This window comes from Hornefia porci, assembly GCF_001940235.1.
In the GTDB taxonomy this organism is placed as follows: domain Bacteria; phylum Bacillota; class Clostridia; order Peptostreptococcales; family Anaerovoracaceae; genus Aminicella; species Aminicella porci.
In genome coordinates this window covers 2,564,910-2,581,185 of sequence record NZ_MJIE01000001.1, presented here as the reverse complement: position 1 = coordinate 2,581,185, position 16,276 = coordinate 2,564,910, and the positions used below count along the sequence as shown (strand labels likewise).

Annotated in this window: 13 protein-coding genes; 2 read left to right on the top strand and 11 right to left on the bottom strand. The window is 51.0% G+C overall.

What is annotated here, in order from left to right:
• Positions 1–163: 163 nt before the first annotated feature.
• Positions 164–1,648 carry a Na+/H+ antiporter NhaC gene (gene nhaC / locus BHK98_RS11935; protein ID WP_075714499.1) on the top strand — a complete coding sequence of 495 codons (1,485 nt, stop codon included), beginning with the start codon at positions 164–166 and terminating at the stop codon, positions 1,646–1,648.
• 180 nt (positions 1,649–1,828) lie between these two features.
• Here the strand turns inward: nhaC and BHK98_RS11930 are convergent, their stop codons facing one another.
• A complete protein-coding gene (locus BHK98_RS11930) occupies positions 1,829–3,916 on the bottom strand; it encodes a sigma-54 interaction domain-containing protein (protein WP_075714497.1) in 2,088 nt (695 codons plus the stop codon).
• 279 nt (positions 3,917–4,195) lie between these two features.
• A complete protein-coding gene (locus BHK98_RS11925; RefSeq protein ID WP_342718833.1) occupies positions 4,196–5,107 on the bottom strand; it encodes a reverse transcriptase domain-containing protein in 912 nt (303 codons plus the stop codon).
• A gap of 280 nt (positions 5,108–5,387) precedes the next feature.
• On the opposite strand from BHK98_RS11925, the gene BHK98_RS11920 reads away from it, so the two are divergent.
• A complete protein-coding gene (locus tag BHK98_RS11920) occupies positions 5,388–6,599 on the top strand; it encodes an IS110 family RNA-guided transposase (protein WP_075714493.1) in 1,212 nt (403 codons plus the stop codon).
• 81 nt (positions 6,600–6,680) lie between these two features.
• Here the strand turns inward: BHK98_RS11920 and BHK98_RS11915 are convergent, their stop codons facing one another.
• From BHK98_RS11915 to BHK98_RS11870, 9 genes are all read right to left on the bottom strand, one after another.
• On the bottom strand, positions 6,681–7,202 hold the full coding sequence (locus BHK98_RS11915) for a reverse transcriptase domain-containing protein (protein WP_083628287.1): 522 nt from the start codon (positions 7,200–7,202) through the stop codon (positions 6,681–6,683).
• Positions 7,203–7,676: 474 nt separating this feature from the next.
• Positions 7,677–7,871, bottom strand: coding sequence for a type II toxin-antitoxin system antitoxin (locus BHK98_RS11905; protein ID WP_075714489.1), 195 nt, complete (start codon positions 7,869–7,871; stop codon positions 7,677–7,679).
• A 100-nt stretch (positions 7,872–7,971) separates the two neighbouring features.
• Positions 7,972–8,982: an SPFH domain-containing protein gene (locus BHK98_RS11900; RefSeq protein ID WP_075714487.1), complete on the bottom strand. Its 1,011-nt coding sequence runs from the start codon at positions 8,980–8,982 to the stop codon at positions 7,972–7,974.
• Between the two features lie 663 nt (positions 8,983–9,645).
• Positions 9,646–9,903, bottom strand: a complete 258-nt coding sequence (locus BHK98_RS11895) for a GNAT family N-acetyltransferase (protein WP_202816879.1) — start codon at positions 9,901–9,903, stop codon at positions 9,646–9,648.
• A gap of 20 nt (positions 9,904–9,923) precedes the next feature.
• Positions 9,924–11,102 (bottom strand): M20 metallopeptidase family protein, encoded by a 1,179-nt coding sequence (locus tag BHK98_RS11890; protein ID WP_075714485.1) that lies wholly within the window; start codon positions 11,100–11,102, stop codon positions 9,924–9,926.
• Positions 11,103–11,114: 12 nt separating this feature from the next.
• Complete coding sequence (locus BHK98_RS11885) at positions 11,115–11,828, bottom strand: cysteine hydrolase family protein (RefSeq protein ID WP_075714483.1); 714 nt, start codon at positions 11,826–11,828, stop codon at positions 11,115–11,117.
• Between the two features lie 174 nt (positions 11,829–12,002).
• Entirely contained in the window at positions 12,003–13,268 is a 1,266-nt protein-coding gene (locus BHK98_RS11880; protein ID WP_075714481.1) for a sigma-54 interaction domain-containing protein, read from the bottom strand.
• A 43-nt stretch (positions 13,269–13,311) separates the two neighbouring features.
• Complete coding sequence (locus BHK98_RS11875; RefSeq protein ID WP_206779523.1) at positions 13,312–14,616, bottom strand: AfsR/SARP family transcriptional regulator; 1,305 nt, start codon at positions 14,614–14,616, stop codon at positions 13,312–13,314.
• An 11-nt stretch (positions 14,617–14,627) separates the two neighbouring features.
• On the bottom strand, positions 14,628–16,178 hold the full coding sequence (locus BHK98_RS11870) for an amidohydrolase (protein ID WP_075714477.1): 1,551 nt from the start codon (positions 16,176–16,178) through the stop codon (positions 14,628–14,630).
• Positions 16,179–16,276 lie beyond the last annotated feature (98 nt).

The window sequence follows — 16,276 nt, the reverse complement described above, 5'->3', positions numbered from 1 at the left end:
CAGCCGGAACCACTCCGGGGCCGCTGATGATTTGTTGATTTTTCAGTCGATTCCAATGATTCATAATGATTTGCGTAAAGACTTTTTTCCGGTTGGCACGGACCGTGCTTATTAATATTAGCGTTATGTTTTCATTATTCATCAATGAGGAGGAATTATCAAAATGGAAAAAGAAACAACAATGAAGACGCCGAAGGCGCCGACTGTATGGCAGTCGCTGATCTCCTTCGGAGCTCTGGTACTGGTGATGTCTGTCGGCATTGCCTATTTCCATGTAGACCCGCATGTCCCGATGTTTATCGGCGTAATCGTGGCGGCGCTGGTTTCGCTGTCCCTCGGGTATAAATGGAATCAGATTGAGGAGATGATGATCTCCGGAATCTCCAAGGCAATGCAGGCTATTCTCATTCTGTGCATCGTCGGAATGATGATCGGCGTCTGGCTTCTGAGCGGAACGATCCCGACCATGATCTACTACGGACTCAAGCTTCTGTCCCCGTCGATCTTCCTGGTCGCCGCTCTGCTGATCTGCTCGATCACATCACTGGCAACCGGAACGTCCTGGGGAACCGCGGGAACCATGGGACTCGCGCTGATGGGCATCGCCCACGGACTGGGTATGCCTCCGGGGCCGACCGCCGGAGCGATTCTGTCCGGCGCCTATTTCGGCGACAAGCTTTCGCCCCTGTCGGATACAACCAACCTGGCTCCAGCCATGGCAGGCACCGATGTATTCACTCACGTCAAATACATGATGAAATCAACCATCCTTGCCTACTCTGTCGCCCTCATTTTCTTCGGCGTATACGGGTTCACCCATGCGTCCACCGGAAATGTGGACACCTCACAGGCTGAAGTTCTGGCAAACGGGCTTAAGGATACCTTCAACATCAATCCGCTGCTTCTGATTCCGCCAATCGTCGTCATCGGAGCGATCGCACTGAAGATCCCCGCGATTCCGGGAATCACACTGGGACTGATCACAGGCGCAATTCTGGCTCCGATCTTCCAGCAGGATCTGTCTATCTTTGATCCGGACACTCTGAAGGTGGATCATGTCGGCGCCAATCTGGGCGACATCCTGAACATCGCGCGGAACGGCTTTGTCTGCAACACGGATATCAAACAGCTGAACAATCTACTGTCCACCGGAGGTCTGATGAACATGTCTTCCTCCATCCTGATGACCGTCATCGCCATGATGTTCGGCGGCATCATGGAAGGCACCGGACAGCTGTCTGCAATCATTCAGGTTATCACAAAGAAGGTCAAGAGCGGATTCGGACTGGTCGCGGCGACCGAGCTCACCTGCGTGCTCTCCAACGTCGTCATGCCGGAGCAGTACATTTCCATCCTGATTCCGGGAAGAATGTTTGCGCCTGCGTACCGCAAGGCGGGAATTCACCCGAAATGCCTTTCCAACGCGCTGGAATCCGCGGGAACAGTATCCTCCTGCGCGGTTCCGTGGAATACCTGCGGTATGTTCATGGCCGCAACGCTTGGAATCACAGCATACACTTATATGCCTTATCTGATCTTCAACTACGCGATGATGCTCTCTACTCTCGTGCTGGCTGCCGTCGGCGTCACGGTCACAAAGATGACGCCGGAGGAACAGGCTAAAGCCGACGCGGGAGAACTGGTATAGGGTTCTGCCGCACAGATGCCCGCTGCAGCGGACGACTGGTGCGTATCGCACAAAATCTGACAGAAAAGGCTTCCTCCATAATCGGCGGGAGCCTGGCGTCCCGTCGCGGAACGGCGTATTTTGCCGGACCGCGGCGGTTTTTTGCGGCGGGTTCTTCTTTGTTGTATCCCGCACAAAGTCTTACAGGCCGTGTTTCTGTTTTTTTCGTGCAAAAGTCGAATGGGACAGTCCGATAATTTCCGCCGCCCGGCGGGTCGTACCGCCCTTTGTCAGAGCATACTCGATCAGCCTCTTCTCCTGCGCATCCATGATTTCATAATAATTCACACTGTCGCCGGCGTCCTCCAGCTGCTCCCGCCGAAGCTTTGTCACCACCGCCCGGTATTCCTCCGCGTTCAGCATCTCGTCCACGTCTCCGCCGCTGATAAACGCGCCCCTGGTATTGATGACGAGACGATGCATGACGTTCTCGAGCTCCCGCACGTTCCCCGGCCACGGGTAGGAGGTAAGCGACACATAGGCGTCGGACGTGAGATGCTTGCTGATGCGGTAACGCTGATTCCACTCCTCCACAAAGTGAGATGCGAGCCTGACAATGTCCGATCTCCGCTCCCGAAGCGGCGGCACCTCGATGGTGCAGATATTCAGGCGGTAGTAGAGATCCTCGCGGAACGCCCCCTCGTCCACCAGCTCCTTCAGAGCTGCATTGCTGGCACAGATCAGCCGGACATTCACATCCTGCTGCTGCGTGCCGCCAACCCGGTAAAACTGATTCTCCTGAATCACCCGCAGAAGCTTGGACTGCATGGAAAGCGGTAGGGTCCCGATCTCATCCAGGAACAAAATGCCACCGTCCGCCATCTCGAAAAACCCTTTTTTCCCTCCGCTGACCGCCCCGGTAAAGGCTCCCTCCTCGTAGCCGAAAAACTCCGACTCCGCAAGCCCCTCCGGAATGGTCGAACAGTTGATCCGGACGCAGGGCCCGTCCCGCCGCTCTGAATTCTGATGGATCAGAGAAAGGATCTTCTCCTTTCCCACGCCGGTCTCACCCTGAATGATCACATTGCAGTCGAAACACGCCACGTTCAGAACGTTCCGGAGCAGATTCCGGGAAACCTCGCTTTCAAAGATGTATTCCTCCAGCCCGGCCGCTTTCTCCAGGGTTTTGTCACTGAGCTCGCTGTCACAAAGAACCGTTCTGCCGTTTCTCTGACGATAAAAGGCGTTCAGCTTCTCCAGCCTCTGCTTCATTCCGCGAAGGAGTCCCAGCGTGAACCGGTCATAATTCTCCGCGCTGTTGTCGGAAGCCGCGATGGACACCACCTTTCCCAGCCCCTCCGCCACCAGCATGGCGTTGCTGGAATTATTCCGCATCAGGTCGAAATACAGCAGCCCGTGGGAGCGCACGGACAGCGCCGCCAGCGTCTCTGCGCCGTAAACATTGTCCGTGACCAGCACCGCGTCCATGAAACCCGATTTGAATTCCTTCTTCAGCAAGTATCCGAACGCGTTGTGAGGCTCCGACAGATCCAGGAAATACAGATGCCGCACCATCGGAATCAGCATGCTCCGTATCTCATTTTCCGAAATTCCGCTCCGTTTATTTTTGTGCGCCACAACCGTGACGCCGCAGCCGTCTCCGGCCGTTCTCCGGATCGCCTCCGCATAGTACATTACTGTATGAATATCGCGGCCGATGATCAGAATCCTCGACATTCTGCGCTCCCGTATCATCCGGCTGATCCGGTACAGATCTTCTCCGATGTTGAGGGCGGCCAGTGTATAGTTCATCGACAGGTCATGTACAGTCCGGAGAATATTAGTCGTCGGAAAAATAATCGCGGTTCCGTCGCAGACGATCTGCCCGTAATCGTAGTCCACCTCGTCGATTCGCCGGATTTTCAGAGGAATTCCGGCCAGCGAGGACTGGCAGCAGATCTCATCGCCGCAGCCGATTCCGTCCGGCAGCTCCGTACCGTCATATATTTCATCAATTGTACCCGAAAAAGTACCTCCGCTGTTTGTGAAGGGATTATGCAGTTTTCCGCGCCGCTGCACAAAGTACAGAATCTTTGCCCTTACTCTCTCGTCATCATAAGCACAGCTGGAACATATCTGCCGGAAGCTGTCCCAGTCGATGTGCACCCGCCGCAGACGCACTCTGGCCTCCCCGGGCCTGAGCGCGGGGCTGTTGTCGATTTTCCACGCGCTGACCGGCACTGTCCCGGCCGGCTCTATCACGCGGTCAATCCCGTAATTATTTTTCATTGCTTTTCACTTCTTTTCACTCCATCGTACAAAACCCGGCCCTGCCGTCATCCCCCGGGCCCTATCGTCATCTCCCGGGCCCTATCGTCATCTCCCGGGCCCTATCGTCATCTCCCGGCCCTATCGTCATCTCCCGGGCCTTCTACTACCAGTTTACAGGATTGCGTCGGTTATTCAAGCCCTGTCCCGGATTTGGGCCAGAACAGGAATCGAGTAGGAGGGGGAGTTTTCCCCCGTCCTCTCACAGCACCGTACGTACGGTTCGCGTATACGGCGCTTTCAATAGTTGATGTGCATTCGCTGGTATGCTTCGGATAGATCATAAAATCCGATGTGTACCAGTATTTCTTTCGACAAAGCTCTGTTGACTGTGCTGGTCGCCGATGTAAACCAATACCCTCTGCGGCTGTTTGCCGTCATATAGGCATAGTATTTCGGGATTCCCAGTCTCATCAGATACTTCATCTTTGACCGCGGCCGTTTCCACATCTTCCAGATGCACATCCGGATTCGGTGGTACAGCCATCCATTGAGTTTTCCGATGCTGTTCTTCATTGCGGCTATGCCGTAATAATTTAGCCATCCGCGCATGTACACCTTGATTCTGTGCAATGCCGGAATGACGCTCTGAACCCATCTCCGGGAAGAGAGATCTTTCAGTTTAGCCTTCATCTTTCTCCACGACTTCGCATGAACGCGAACGTATATTCCGCTTCCGTTCCTTCCCCGTGCGAAGCCGAGGTACTTAAAATTTCGGATAGCGAAAACACTGGTAACTTTGCTCTTCTCTTTGTTCACGGTCAGCTTCAGCTTCCCTTCCAGATATGAAGTGCTCGTTTCCAGCAGCCGCTTTGCGGCTCTTTCGCTTCTCGACAGCAATACAATGTCATCTGCGTAGCGTACACATGGTACCCCGCGCTTCTCGAACTCTTTGTCAAACTCATCCAGATAAATGTTGGCCAGAAGCGGAGAAAGGTTTCCGCCCTGGGGCGAACCTTCCTCTGTTTCCATAACCACACCGTTCACCATCACTCCGCTCTTCAGGTACCTTTTGATGATCTGAATGACTCTCTCATCATCGATATCCTTTCTCAGCAGATTCAGAAGCCGCTCATGATTCAGCGTATCAAAGTATTTGCTGAGATCAAGACTAACCGCATAGCGGTATCCTTTCTCCGCATATTCCTTCACTCTACTACAATATATTTATGGTTAATAGTCCTTACAGCCAGTAAGGAATTATCCATCTTGTTGCTTAAGCTGTATAATGATGGAGCAATCGGTATATCGTCTACCTCTCTTGGACTTCGCGTCCGTTAAACAGACTGATAACCAGTTCCTCATTCGCAGCGTTCGTTTTATGCAGGTTGAATCGCCATAGGTGAATTCGTGTCACACCACAGTAGATTGAATAGGCAATGAGTAAAACTGGTACTTATCCATTGCAATAATCTTAAGGAGTGACAAAATTATGAACGCAGTAGGTATCGATGTTTCTAAAGGTAAAAGCATGGTTGCAATCATGAGACCATTTGGTGAAATTGTCTCTACACCTTTTGAAATCAAACACACAACCAGTGATATCAACTCACTTATTGATCTGATCAATTCTATTGAAGGTGAATCTCGGATTGTAATGGAGCATACAGGACGTTATTACGAAGTCCTTGCACATCAGCTCTCCAAGGCCAACCTCTTCGTCAGCGCCGTCAATCCCAAACTGATCAAGGATTTTGATAACGACTCCCTGCGTAAAGTAAAATCCGATAAGGCGGATGCCGTTAAGATTGCACGCTATGCGCTTGACAAGTGGCAAAATCTGAAACAGTATAGTGTTATGGATGAATTACGCAATCAGCTTAAAATCATGAACCGTCAGTTTGGCTTCTACATGAAGCACAGGACGGCTATGAAGAATAATCTCATCGGCATCCTTGATCAAACCTATCCTGGCGTTAACACTTACTTTGACAGCCCCGCGCGTAGTGACGGCAGCCAGAAATGGGTTGATTTTGCATCCACTTACTGGCATGCTGACTGTGTTCGCAAGATGTCTCTTAATGCCTTTATTGACCACTATCAGAAGTGGTGCAAAAGAAAGAAGTATAACTTCAGTCAGGCAAAAACTGAAGAAATCTACGGAAAAGCAAAGGAGCTTTTTCCTGTACTTCCAAAGGATGAAATAACAAAACTTATCATCAGGCAGGCGATTGAACAGCTCAACAACGCCTCTGCAACCGTCGAGAAACTTCGCACGCTCATGAATGATACTGCATCTAAGCTCCCGGAATACCCTGTCGTCATGGATATGAAAGGTGTTGGGCCAGCGCTCGGTCCACAACTCATGGCTGAAATCGGTGATGTCACACGTTTCACTCACAAGGGAGCTATCACTGCATTTGCCGGCGTAGATCCCGGCGTAAATGAATCAGGGTCCTATGCACAAAAGAGCGTTCCTGCCTCAAAGCGTGGATCTGCAGCTCTACGAAGAACCCTGTTTCAAATAATGGATGCTCTTATCAAGAATATGCCGCAAGATGATCCGGTATATCAGTTCCTGGATAAGAAACGAGCTCAGGGTAAACCCTACTATGTCTACATGACAGCAGGTGCCAACAAGTTTCTACGAATCTACTATGGACGAGTGAAAGAATATCTTTTATCTCTTCCGGATTCAGAATAGCTTCATAAACACCCTTTCAGACCAGCACGAGTATGGTGGTGGTCTTGTTTTGATACCTAATTTTCAACCTGTATAAAATTTTCAATGTTCTTCACTTTCGCCTTGACTTTTTATTTGCAGGCTGTTTATCGCATCCTTTGCGCTTCGTCCCGGCCGGTAGCCATAGCTTCCGTCCGAAAACTTCGGCTCGTAGATGGGCATGAGTTTCTGACTGATGGCCTGTTGGATGATACGGTCAATGACAGTTGGAATACCAAGCTTTCGTATTCCACCGTTTGGTTTCGGGATCTCGACTCTCCTCACCGGAGACGGGGTATATTTCCCACGTAATATCCTTCCAATGAGTTCATCTTTATGCTCCCGCAAGTAAGGCAGTGCCTCCTCGATGGTCATTCCATCGACACCCGGCGCTCCCTTGTTTGCCTTCACTCTCTTGTAGGCTTTATTCATATTTCTTCTGTCCAGTATCGCCTCAAGAAGTCCCGGCTCTGCACTGTCCCTTTCCTTCCATATCCGGCGGAATGAACGGCGCGCTCCTGCATACTCTTTACGTTCCGCGCTATCCCTTTGCAGGCAGCTTTCTTTCTTGTTTTCTGTGCTCAAGTTCGTTCCTCCTTTCCCGGTCGTACTCAAGACTCCTATTGATTCGGCCCTTCACGGACTGGCCCGCTACTATGGCTTCGGCTGACTTCTCACCATTCGTTGTTACTACAAGTCTCCTTGCTGGTGAGACCTCCCCGGGTACTCACACGTTCTTTTCCTCCATCTACCTGCCGCATTTACACTGCATGATTCCGTGCAGTAATTGGACTTTGACCTGTTTAGCAGCCTTATCCTCATACAGAGCCTCATATGCGATTTCTGTTCGTCAGGCCAGAGGTTTGCCCATGGGTTAGTATTTTCCCCACATCCGGCTTCCTTCAGATTCCACCTCACGATGGACACCCTTGCCTTCGGCTGTATCCTTCCCACTGCCGGGCGGATTCGGGACTTTCACCCTTTAGAACGTGCGCTCGCCGGGCGCACTAAAAAAATCCCCTGTCAGGCATAAACTTCCTGACAGGAGACCTCGCAGGCTCACCTCAGATCCAGCTTCGGAGGAACATCAATCTCCTCACCCACATATTTTCCGTCCTTTTTGCGCTGTTTCACACACTCTGTCAACAGGTATTCAATCTGTCCGTTCACCGACCGGAAATCATCCTCCGCCCAGGACACAATATCATTATACAGTTTTTCCGAGAGCCGTAACGGCACCTGTTTCTTCTTCATCCTGCTTCGCCTTCTGTCTTCTGTCGCTTCTTCTCTCTATGAACCATGGGGCCGGCCATGTTCCCGAAGCGCCGGCCCGGGTAAAATACGCCGACCACCCTTAATACAGACTTCCTGTATTTACAATCGGCTGCGCCTCATGATTGCCGCAGAGAACAACCATGAGATTGGAGACCATTGCCGCCTTACGCTCCTCGTCGAGTTCAACAATTTCTTTTTCATTCAGCCGATCCAGAGCCATCTCCACCATACCGACCGCACCTTCCACAATCATAGTGCGGGCATCCACGATTGCCGCAGCCTGCTGTCTCTGCAGCATAGCCGCCGCAATCTCTGTCGCATAAGCGAGATAAGTAATTCTTGCGTCAATAATCTCCAGACCGGCTTCGTTCACCTTCTCCTGAATTTCATCCCGAATCCTGGCCGCGACGATCTCACTGGACCCCCGAAGGCTTCCCTCATCCGCAACGCCGTCTCCGGTCGTATCGACTCCGGGCGCAACATCATACGGATAATTCCGGACAATGTTCCTCAGTGCGCTGTCACACTGAAGCGACAGGTATTCTTTGTAATTATCCACATTGAAAACCGCTTTCGCCGTATCTGTTACTCTCCACATCACTGCGATTCCGATCTCAACCGGATTTCCCAGGCAGTCGTTGATTTTCTGTACATTGTTGTTCAGCGTCATGACCTTCAGCGAAATCTTCTTGCTGGCCAGTTCAGCCGCATCCGGTTTTTCTTTGTTCCCCTTGAAAAAAGCAGACTTTCCGCCTTCTCCGGCATCGCCGCTCTGACTGAGTCTGGTCCTCGCCGCCGGGTTCACGCCTGTGCAGAAGGGATTCACAAAGTAAAAGCCCTCTCCGCGAAGTGTTCCGACATATTTGCCGAACAGCGTCAGAACCAGCGCCTCCTGCGGCTTCAGTATCTTCAGTCCGAGCAGCAGTATCCAGCCGAGGAAAAACCATACCACGCACAGCGCGCCGACCAGAATGCTTCCCCCGAATTCCATTGTGCGTAAGAACAGCATCGCCGCCGCAAAATAAAGCACAATTACCAAAATCAGAACCGTCATTCCCCGTTTTTTCGTTGTCAAAATAGTTTCTTTCATTTCAATGTCCTCCCAAAATCTAACCATTGGAGCCCGGCTGTGTGCGGTCATGCCGACCGACCACGACCGACCGGATTTCTCATCGGTTTCTCTCTTGCATCTGCCGAACGTACACCTTGTATCTTAATGATATCATTTTGATATCATTTGTCAAGCGGTTTTGCAGATATTTTTCTTCTCAACTCAATTACGAGCTTACGAGTTCTCTGCCGTCAGGCTATCGGAGAGCGCAGCATCGCGGAAACACACGAGCGGTCCAGAATAGTGAATGTTTTGAGGCGCATGAGTAGTGATAGGAAATAGCGAATGCGTACAGGCACACGAACATCCGTTCAGAATAGTATGATATGTTGGGCTGGCAAGAGATTTCGAGTTAGACAGTGGTTAGAGTTGCCACATTTTTGGTTTTTTCAAAAATGTGGCAACATCCGGAAACATCATCCCCACAGGACACTGAAGCCAGACGGGTTCATACCTCTCGATAGATTTATTTGCCCGAACAGACCTGTGAGCTTTGAAAAATTTTTGAAATTGACAGGATTACGGGGCTCGGCAGGTTCAGCAGACGGTTCCCGCAGGTCTGGAGCTGCGAAACCATGCCGAGTTATGGTTTTGTCATTTCAGAACACAACAAAAGAATACTCCGCGCTCCATAGCTATGGCTTATTTTGTTCTTTCCGCCATGACTTTTCTGGCGTAGCCGCAGGTGGTCGTCACGGAACCGCCCTCCGATTCTGCTTTGTTCAGAACGCACTCTACAAGGCGTCTTGCAATCCCCTGTCCACCATAAGCGGGGTCGGTTTCCGTGTGTGTAATAATCCAGTCGCCAAAATGCCTTTGGTATTCGCACACCCCCGTCAGTTTTTCTCCGTCGTAGGCGGCAGCGCGCCTGCGGTATTCTTCAAGTCTGATTTCAATCATGATTTGTCACCTCATATTCCCTATCTTACCACACCGCAAACCTCCAATGCAATCTCGCTGAATATGCCGATCCCATATTGCAGTGAATCCTCATTGATATTCAATCCTGCACTGTGCAAGGCTCCTGTTTCCGCGTTCTCCTGTCTGCATCCCAGCATAAAAATCGCACCGGGGATTTCCTCCTGATAATAAGCGAAATCCTCTGACCCCATATGAGGACGCTCAATCATAATTATATCATCCCGGCTTTTCAATACACGCTCTGCTGCATTGATAATATTCACCGTCAGCATCGGATCGTTATTTACTGCCGGAAATCCCTGGATAAAATCCACCTCCGCTGAACCTCCGAATCCTTTTGCCGTATTTTCCACAATCGCAGCCATTCTTTCACGGAGCATCATTTTACTGCTTTTTTCAATACAGCGGATCATTCCACTCATTTCAACATATTCAGGAATCACGTTGATCGCGTCTCCGCCATTTATCTTACATATTGAAAACGTTCCAACCTCGAACGGACTCATACTGCTTCCCTGAATACTGTTCAGGCTCATGACAATCTGTGACGCAATAGTAATCGCATTAATTCCTTCTTGCGGCTCTGATGAATGCGCTCCCATTCCTTTCACTTTAATATAAAACTCATCATCTGTTGCCGACATGTATCCCGACTTGACCGCAATACTTCCGGTCGGAACATCCGGCATCATATGAAGCGCATATATTTCCTGAACGTCAGGGTTTTTCAACGCACCGTCGTTTATAATACATTTTGCGCCTCCATTCGCCTCCTCGCCCGGCTGAAAGATCAGTTTTATTGTGCCCGTCAGATGCTCTCGGAGTTCCATCAGAACCATTGCAGTTCCCAGAAGCACTGCCATATGCCCGTCATGTCCGCATGCATGCATTACGCCGACTCTTTTTGAATCAAAATCGAGTCCGCTCTCCTCCAAAACCGGAAGCGCATCCATATCGGCCCGAAATGCGATTACAGGCCCCGGTACGCCCGTCTCCAATACCGCCAGCACTCCGGTTCCGCCAATATTTGTCCGCACGCTGTAACCCAATTTTTTCAGCTGCTCGGCTATAAAATCCGACGTTTCAAATTCCTCAAAACTCAGTTCGGGAAATTGATGAAAGTGTCGTCTGTATTCGATCACCTTCGGCATGAATTTTCGTATGATATCCTTTGTCATAGCAAACATTCCTTATTTCAGTTCTTCCAGTCGCGTCAGCAGTTCCTCCGTTGTTTCCGAGCCTGCATAAATGTTCTGAATGGCCTGAAGTGCCTTATCGTGCCTTTCTTTACTCATTGCATTCATCGCATCTTCGATCATATCCACCTGATATCCAAGATCCCTGAAGTCCCGGATTGCCGTGCTTACACACTGATCTGTATAGAAGCCTACAACAATCAGCTTGTCAATATGCAGATTACGAAGAATGCGATCGATCGGCGTTCCAACAACAGATCCGGAACATGTCTTCTTCAAGACAAGTTCTCCTTCCAGCGGCATTGCTTCTTTACAGAAATCCGTACCGGGTGTTCCCGGCGGATAGAGCATGCCCGCATCTTTGTGCAGTCTTCCTGTATCCGCTGCATCCGGAAGAAGTGATTCTATTTTAATATGAATCGGCCGAATCCCCTTTTCTCTGCATTTGTTCAGCACTCTTTCAATGTTTGCAAGCGTCTCTCCGATATTCTCACCTAACTGATCCAGCGCCGGCATAAGAGGCTCCACATCCATTCCCATCGCTTTGAAGCCCTCAACAAAATATTCTTCCGTAACGCAGGTCTGAACATCGATCAGGATCAGAGCCGTATCCTCCGGATCAAGAGAAATCGGTGTTCCGTACACTCCCTCAGCCATCTGTGCGTAATAATTTCTTACGAATTCATCTAATACTTTATTATTATCCATGGTATTCCTTTCTTCAACGAGGACAGCGTTTTCTTATTACATGTACAAAGCAATCCCCATGCCAAAAACAGAAACGTCCGTTTTAGAATACCTTCCGCAGTTTTTACTTATTCGTTTCCGGATTTTTTGCAATTTATTGCAGCAATATATTGCATCCTTGCAATATATTGCAGATCAAATGTCCAGTTTACGGCATTTGTAATACAGCGTGCGAAGTGGAATGCCCAGCTGCGCTGCCGCCTTGTTTTTGTCGCCTCCATTTTTTTCTATCGCTCGCCGGATACACGCTCTCTCCATCTTTGCCATCGCTTCGCCAAGATTCTCCGGAACCGTATCCGATGCAATTTCACAGGACATACCTCTCTTAGGCCTCATTTCCTCGCCATTGATTGCCGACCGAATGTCCTCTTCTGACAGTCTTTGTTCCTCCTCCGAAAGATTGATCAGCGCCCGTGAAAGTACATTCTGAAGTTCTCTGACATTTCCCGGCCACTTTTCTTTCTTCAGCAGCGCTATCGCCCCTGCATCAATCGATGTAACTTTTCTTCCATAGTAGTCATTATATTGATTCAGAAGATACATGGAAAGCTCTTCGATATCTTCCTTACGGTCGCGCAACGGCGGAATCCTGATGGGGAAGACATTCAGTCGATAATACAAGTCCTCCCGAAACGTCCCTTCCTCTATCATCTCTTCCAAAGGCTTGTTCGTTGCACAGATGATTCTTACGTCAATCGGAATTTCTTCCGTTGAACCCACCGGCATGATTTCTCTCTCCTGAAGTGCCCTGAGAATTTTTACCTGCATGCGCGGAGAAACATCTCCGATCTCATCCAGAAATAAACTCCCCTTATCAGCCTCCTGAAAAAGTCCTTTCTTTCCGCCTCTCTGTGCGCCGGTAAAAGCTCCTTCCCTATATCCGAACAATTCACTCTCCAGAAGTTCATCCGGAATGGAAGAACAGTTGATTTTGACGAATTTTTCATTCCGTCTCGGGCTGGTATTGTGTATGGCATTTGCAAAGATTTCCTTTCCAGTACCGCTTTCGCCGCGAAGCATGATCGTAGCAGGCGTCATCGCAGCTGTCTTTGCGGTATTAACCGCCTCCTGCATTGCCGCATCTGTTCCGATAATATCTTTAAACGTATACCGCGCCTCGACTTTTCTTAATTTCTGGTTCAGCCTCTCCAGTTCTCTTTTTAAACGATTAACTTCTGAAATATCATGATATACGACGACACGTCCCGCTTTTTTCCCATCAACATAAATATCCTTCGCATCTGCTACGATCTCTGCATTCCCCCTCTTCAGCATGATCTCATACAAAGGATTTTCGTAAAGAATATTTCCGTACCGATCTAATAGGCAAACCGCATCAGAAGTTGCTTTAAGTACGGGCTTCACCTCATCCACAATTTCTTTCACATCTGTCCACTTCATTTCAGCTCATCCTTTTCCCGCCGCGGTGTTCCGGTTCTCAGGTTCATCGCATCGGCCCGTCCTTTGTGCCTGCCGCAGCGTCTGCTCGTTTAAAATGGAATTTGTCTCCGTTCCTTGCGGCCAGGATTTGAGTGATTCCATACAGAGACTCGGAGATTTCCGATCCGGGCGTCAGGGAAAAGTTCACCGGAACGCCTGAACCACAAACGGCGTCAATAACTGTAAGCAATTCATCTAAGATACGCTCTATCGGGGGTGCGAACGTCTTGGTCATTCTGCCCGTCGTCGCGCTCGTTGTCGTCACCGCTGTCTTCGTCGGCACTGTGCTGTCGTGCCGCAGCCGGTACTGCATATATGCGAAATCCTCAAGCTGTGCCTGCGTCGCATAATCCGTCAGTCGGAAATCATCCTTCTCATACATCGCCCGCAGCAGATCCGTCAGCCAGAAGTACTGAGGAACCGAAACGGAAGTGAACAGGAATTCCACAGGCTCGGGATGCTCCGGATCCGGAAGCGTAAAATCGCGGAACAGCTCCTTCAGCGCCTCGGACGGCTCCACGCCGATATCGGCCATGAGCTTCATGCGAAAACGTTGGTACTGTTTCCCTGCTTCGCTGAAGTTCCCCCGGTTCAACAGAATGCTGAGCTGAATATATGTGATGTCTTCATCATAGGGATCCATCTCGAGGGCTTTCTCTGCGGCTGCCAGACTTTTCGGGTAATTTCCTTCCTCAAAAGTTCGCCGGACATACGCACGCATCAGTCGAAGATACTGGTTTTCCAGCCTGTATCGTTCCATCACGATCATGTCGTTCAGCTCGCTGCAGCCGCGAAAATAGTAGTCCGACAGGAAATCTCTGCGGAACATATCCAGGACCGTCTCGAGCTCGTCGCCTCCGGATTTCTCCAAATCACCGCTCGCAGAACTGTACGGGCCCGCACATCTCGTCGAAGCGCTGCTTGCAGTACTGTCCTCGCTGTTTATCCGATCCGCGCCCGGGGTGCCGCTCGCAGTACTGTACGAAGCTTCTGCAAGCCGGCAGCGTTCGACGATTTCAATGTCACAGACGTACTCATAATCCGGATTGATGCGGCAGTCAGCGCGGCTGCCCAGGACCAGCGTTTTGTCGTCGCGTTCGCCCAGCGCCTTCCGCAGCTGCCACAGATTGAACCGCAGATTGTATTTCCCCGCATCCTCGCTGCTGTCCGGCCACAGGATGTCGATGAGCTCCGCTCTGCGCATGGTTTTGTTCTCGCGCATCATCAGCAGAGCCAGCAGCGCGATGGTCTTCTGGCTGACTTTGTCGTCGAGGGGTCTGCCGTCCAGCCGCAGTATGGGATTGTCCATAAACGAAACCGTCAGCATGCGTCTGTCCTTTCATAGATGATCTCGCCGTTTTTTATCGTGAGATTCACCCTGACCTCGGCCAGATCCGAATCCCTCACCTCGTCCAGGTTCCGGTCCAGAATAATCAGATCGGCCGTCTTTCCCTCCGTGATGCTGCCCTTTTCCTTCTCCAGGAACAAAGCATACGCTCCGTTGATCGTGTACATCTCCAGCGCCTCCTGCCTCGTTATACTGTTCTCCGGCACAGGATGACTGACCGCGCTCGAAATCGCGGCCATCGGACTGATTTCACATACGCTGTGGTCAGAGCCCCCGCAGATCGTGATCCCGTGATCCAGAATTTCGCGAAAACGGTTCGTCTCTCCGTAGCGTCCACCCAGCCGCTCCTCATACATTCCTCCCGGAAAGCCCCATCTCGCCTCATAACCGGGCTGCATACAGAGCACCACGCCCAGCCGGGCCGCCTTCTCCATCTGATCAGTCCGGATCAGCTCGGCGTGCTCGATCCGGTGCCGCATCGCCTTCACATTCCGGGTTCGCGCCGCATACTCGAGGGCGTCCAGCACAGAGTCTATGGCAGCGTCGCCGATTGCGTCGAAACCGATCTGCAGCCCGTTTTCACAGCATTCTTCAACAAAGGAGCGCATGTATTCATCCGTAAAGAAATTGTGCCCCCGGACGCCCGGCATATCCGCGTAATCTGTAGTCAAAGACGCGCTGTGAGTCCCGAACGTTCCGTCAATATATAACGCTCCGCCGATACGGCGGAGGCCTTTGTCCGCCACCATGCGCACATCCGTTGTCTGATAAAACAGTTCGATGGAGAGCGGATACCACGCCGCGTTTTTCGCAAGGAAGTCGCACTCGCTGTTGTGTCCGTGTCCCGTCAGGTGATTGCCGCCTTCCATCGCGGCGATGGTCGTCACGCCTTCACAAAAGAGAGCGGGGAGAAACGCCTGCGTCGCTTCGTCGAAATCCTCCGGAGTGAAAATCTCATTAATCCGCTCCTCCAGCAGCGCCGCCGCCTGCCCGCGAAAAATCCCCGTGGGCATCTTTCTGCCGTCCAGCCCGACGCCATTCGCCGCGAACGGCATTTTGTAATACAAAATCGCATACGTGTTCAGAACAATTGTATGCACGTCTCTCGAAAGCAGGATCACCGGACGGTCGTCACAGATCCGGTCGAGCTCTGTACGCGAGGGAAAACGGTTCTCCGCCAGCTCCTCAACGCTCAGGTTATACGCAAGAACCACCTTCCGCCCTTCCGCACAGGCTTTGCGGAGCCGTTCTCCCATGTCCGGGAAATTCTCCGCACCCTCCAGACTGACCCAGCTCGCCATCAGCGCACTGTTTATCAGGTGAAAATGATTGTCGATAAATCCCGGGAGCACGGTCGCTCCCGCGGCGTCAATCTGACGGACGCCCTCCGTTTCATACTGCCGGTATCCGTCGCCGTCTCCGAGCTTCACGATCCGGTCCTCTTCAAGCAGCACCCATTCACAGCGCCGTCCCCGATCCATTGTCATACAGTTTCCGTTTTTTATCAGTATCCGGTTTCCCATACGTTCCGTCTCTCCCTCTCGCTCTGGACTTCTGTCCCTATCATAACACAAAACGGAGCCGTGGAAAACGGTCTCCTGCCTGAAACAGTATCCCCGAA

Bases quoted from the DNA above. Each gene is read 5' to 3' on its own strand.
- nhaC (WP_075714499.1), top strand. From the start codon at position 164: ATGGAAAAAGAAACAACAATGAAGACGCCGAAGGCGCCGACTGTATGG.
- BHK98_RS11930 (WP_075714497.1), bottom strand. From the start codon at position 3,916: ATGAAAAATAATTACGGGATTGACCGCGTGATAGAGCCGGCCGGGACA.
- BHK98_RS11920 (WP_075714493.1), top strand. From the start codon at position 5,388: ATGAACGCAGTAGGTATCGATGTTTCTAAAGGTAAAAGCATGGTTGCA.
- BHK98_RS11905 (WP_075714489.1), bottom strand. From the start codon at position 7,871: ATGAAGAAGAAACAGGTGCCGTTACGGCTCTCGGAAAAACTGTATAAT.
- BHK98_RS11900 (WP_075714487.1), bottom strand. From the start codon at position 8,982: ATGAAAGAAACTATTTTGACAACGAAAAAACGGGGAATGACGGTTCTG.
- BHK98_RS11895 (WP_202816879.1), bottom strand. From the start codon at position 9,903: ATGATTGAAATCAGACTTGAAGAATACCGCAGGCGCGCTGCCGCCTAC.
- BHK98_RS11890 (WP_075714485.1), bottom strand. From the start codon at position 11,102: ATGACAAAGGATATCATACGAAAATTCATGCCGAAGGTGATCGAATAC.
- BHK98_RS11885 (WP_075714483.1), bottom strand. From the start codon at position 11,828: ATGGATAATAATAAAGTATTAGATGAATTCGTAAGAAATTATTACGCA.
- BHK98_RS11880 (WP_075714481.1), bottom strand. From the start codon at position 13,268: ATGAAGTGGACAGATGTGAAAGAAATTGTGGATGAGGTGAAGCCCGTA.
- BHK98_RS11875 (WP_206779523.1), bottom strand. From the start codon at position 14,616: ATGGACAATCCCATACTGCGGCTGGACGGCAGACCCCTCGACGACAAA.
- BHK98_RS11870 (WP_075714477.1), bottom strand. From the start codon at position 16,178: ATGGGAAACCGGATACTGATAAAAAACGGAAACTGTATGACAATGGAT.